Origin of the sequence: Flavobacterium sp. (assembly GCF_035760125.1) — a bacterium.
In the GTDB taxonomy this organism is placed as follows: Bacteria; Bacteroidota; Bacteroidia; order Flavobacteriales; family Flavobacteriaceae; genus Flavobacterium.
Window position 1 is genome coordinate 1 of record NZ_DASTTN010000399.1, and the last position, 2,974, is coordinate 2,974.

General features: G+C 36.1%; 5 protein-coding genes. 2 read left to right on the forward strand and 3 right to left on the reverse strand.

Annotated features, from left to right (window positions below):
- The 3 genes from modB to modA all read right to left on the reverse strand — a co-directional run.
- Nucleotides 1-641, reverse strand: a 641-nt coding sequence (modB, locus tag VFS71_RS14080) for a molybdate ABC transporter permease subunit (protein ID WP_326402011.1), incomplete at its 3' end; no start/stop codon positions are given.
- Nucleotides 634-1,038 (reverse strand): TOBE domain-containing protein, encoded by a 405-nt coding sequence (locus VFS71_RS14085; RefSeq protein ID WP_326402014.1) that lies wholly within the window; start codon nucleotides 1,036-1,038, stop codon nucleotides 634-636. The genes VFS71_RS14085 and modB, both read right to left, overlap by 8 nt.
- Nucleotides 1,038-1,808, reverse strand: a complete 771-nt coding sequence (gene modA / locus VFS71_RS14090) for a molybdate ABC transporter substrate-binding protein (protein WP_326402015.1) — start codon at nucleotides 1,806-1,808, stop codon at nucleotides 1,038-1,040. The genes VFS71_RS14085 and modA overlap by 1 nt, the downstream gene beginning before the upstream one ends.
- Nucleotides 1,809-1,999: 191 nt before the next feature.
- On the opposite strand from modA, the gene VFS71_RS14095 reads away from it, so the two are divergent.
- Nucleotides 2,000-2,599, forward strand: coding sequence for an outer membrane beta-barrel protein (locus VFS71_RS14095; protein ID WP_326402016.1), 600 nt, complete (start codon nucleotides 2,000-2,002; stop codon nucleotides 2,597-2,599).
- A 66-nt stretch (nucleotides 2,600-2,665) separates the two neighbouring features.
- Nucleotides 2,666-2,974, forward strand: a 309-nt coding sequence (locus tag VFS71_RS14100) for a class I tRNA ligase family protein (RefSeq protein WP_326402017.1), incomplete at its 3' end; no start/stop codon positions are given.

Here is a 2,974-nt window from a genome sequence, read left to right on the forward strand (position 1 = left end):
ATTAAATGAACGGCTAGCAAAATGGAAAAAGAAAATACAAACAATATCCCCGCATAAACATTGGCATTATCGTAATTCATCGATTCGACTTCTTCGTAAATTGTAATGGAAACTACTTTCGTTTCTTTCGGAATACTTCCCCCGACCATTAAAACAACGCCAAATTCTCCCACTGTATGTGCAAAAGTCATTATGATTCCAGTGAGCAAGGAAGGACGAATATTGGGAAGGATAATTTTCAAGATGGTAGAGAATTTTGATTTCCCCAATGTGAAAGAAGCTTCCTGTAAACTTGCCGGCAGGTTTTTTAAGCCCGAAAGAATAGGATTCACCATAAAAGGCAAACTGTATAAAACCGAAGCAAGAATTAATCCTTGAAAAGTAAATACCAACCGCAAATCAAAATAATCGGATAGAAATTTACCGAAAGTATTTTCAGGACTGAAAGCAACCAAAAGATAAAATCCCAAAACTGAAGGAGGAAGTACCAAAGGCAAACTGATAATGGCTTCGATTACGGCTTTGAATAGGAAACGGCTATAGGTTAGCCAATAGCAAAGCGGAATGGCAACAACCAAAAGAATAAGCGTTGTAATAAACGCCAATTTTGCTGTGAGCCATAATGGATCTAGATCAATCATTGGGAGATAAACTTATTTCGTTCGTTTTTATTAATGCCAATACCGTATCGTTTTTGTTTAATTGCAATTGCTCACAGGCATTGGTCGTTATTATGGATTCTATAATTGTTTCACCAAAGTTCAGGTTTATTTGACTGAGCAGAACGCCTTTTTTTATCGATTCAATGGTGCATTGCAATTGGTTTTGAATGCTGATATTCGGTTTTGAATCTTTGGAAATAATGACTTCGGTTTCCTTAAAAATGATTTTTACGGAATGTCCTGTTTGGAGGTAAGAGGCTGTTTCGGGCGTGTCCAGAACAATTGAAGTGAAAATAGTATCATTGGATTTTACTTTCACCAATGAAATTCCTTCGTGCGATTGAATCGTTGTTATATTTCCGTTTAGTGTGTTCATTATTTCTTAGTTGAATAACCGTAATGTTTTAAAATAGCGGTCGCTTTTTTTGAGGAAATGAAATTGTAAAATTTGATCGCGTTCGCATTTCCTTGTGCACGTTTCAGGATCACGCAACCTTGTTCCAAAGGGGCGTGGCTTTTTTCGGGGATGATGTAATATTTGCCACCTTCTTTCTGCATATTTGGAGTGAGAACGAGTGACAACGCCACGATTCCGATATCTGCGGCACCGGTTGTGGTAAATTGTGCGGCCTGCGTTATGTTTTCGCCAAAGACCAACTTGCTTTTTACTTTATCATACACTTTGTAGAATTTCAAACTTTCTACGGCCTTTTCTCCATAAGGCGCCGTTGCTGGATTGGCGATGGTAATTTTGGTAATATTGACATTCAGGAGCGAATTCATTTTTTTGACATTGGGGTCTGTTTTTTTGCTCCAAATGGCGAGTTTTCCTGTGGCATACATTTTGACCTCCGATGCTGTTAGGTTTTTTTTCTTGAGTTCATTGGGATAATCCATATCGGCAGAAAAGAATAAGTCGAAAGGAGCTCCATTGGAAATTTGTTCAAATAATTTTCCCGAAGCGCCATAGGTTACTTGTGCGTCAATCGTTGGGTTTTGGATTTTAAAAACGGTTGTTATGGAATCTAAGGCCACTTTTAGATTGGCGGCCGCAACGATAGTGATTTTTTGTTGTGCATTTGCGGAGCTGAATGCCAACGGCATCAAGGCAATTAGGATAGAAAGCAGTTGATTTTTTATAGTCATATCTTTTGGTTTATTCTTTTAAATAAAGGAATCACTATATTTTAAGAAATACATTGTCAAAAATAAGTATTTTTACGTAACCACTGATTTATTTTTTTGTTTAAGAAATAGCTTTGGTAACAAGCTACAATAAATGTAAATTTGCCGCTCAAATCTAACAGTCAGTCTAACTTTAAACAAATTTTGCTTTCATGAAAAAAATTATAATTGGTTTGTTTTTTTTGGTTTCTTATTCGGGATTGTCGCAAAATTTAAGATATGGAGCAGTTGTTGGTGCCAATTTTTATGATATTGAAATAGATGGGCCGTTAATAGCGGGAACAGCTGGAAGCCCTTTTAATATTGGAGGGTTTGTTGATTATAAATTAGATAAGAGTTTTGGAATAAAAGTACATCTTATTTATAATACAACCTTCGAAGGTGAATATAATACCACTCCTGGGCTTATAACTGTTTTTGAATCTGCTGAATTAAAGACTCTTCAATTGCATGCTCTTGCAAAATATGATGTTAGAGGGGATTATAATAAAGGATTTTATTTTGTTGGAGGGTTTAGAATGACCAATGTTTTGGATGCAGAATCAAATGAAAATGAAGATTTAAGCGATTTTTATAATAAAGTCAATTTTGGTGGCCAGCTTGGATTTGGAACTACTTTTTTGAAAAATTTTAGTTTTGAATTGGTAGGCGATTATAGTTTAAGCAATACTTTGGCTGTCGATAATAATAAGTCTAAGAATTTTGGATGTTACGGCAATTTGTTATTCAATATAGAACCATTATTTAATTAAGTCAAATTGATTTTATAAAATCAATTATAAAAATATATTAACTGACGAACAGTTTATTTACCACTCATGAAATACAATCCGAACGAAATAGAAGCCAAATGGCAAAAATACTGGGCAGAGCATAAAACTTTTGCGGCCAAAAACGATTCAGACAAACCAAAACATTATGTGTTGGATATGTTTCCTTATCCGTCTGGAGCGGGATTGCACGTGGGGCATCCGTTGGGGTACATCGCTTCGGATGTGTATTCTCGATACAAAAGACACCAAGGTTTTAACGTGTTGCACCCGATGGGGTATGACAGTTTTGGACTGCCAGCTGAGCAATATGCGATTCAGACTGGGCAACGCCCTGAGGACACGACTTCGGTAAAT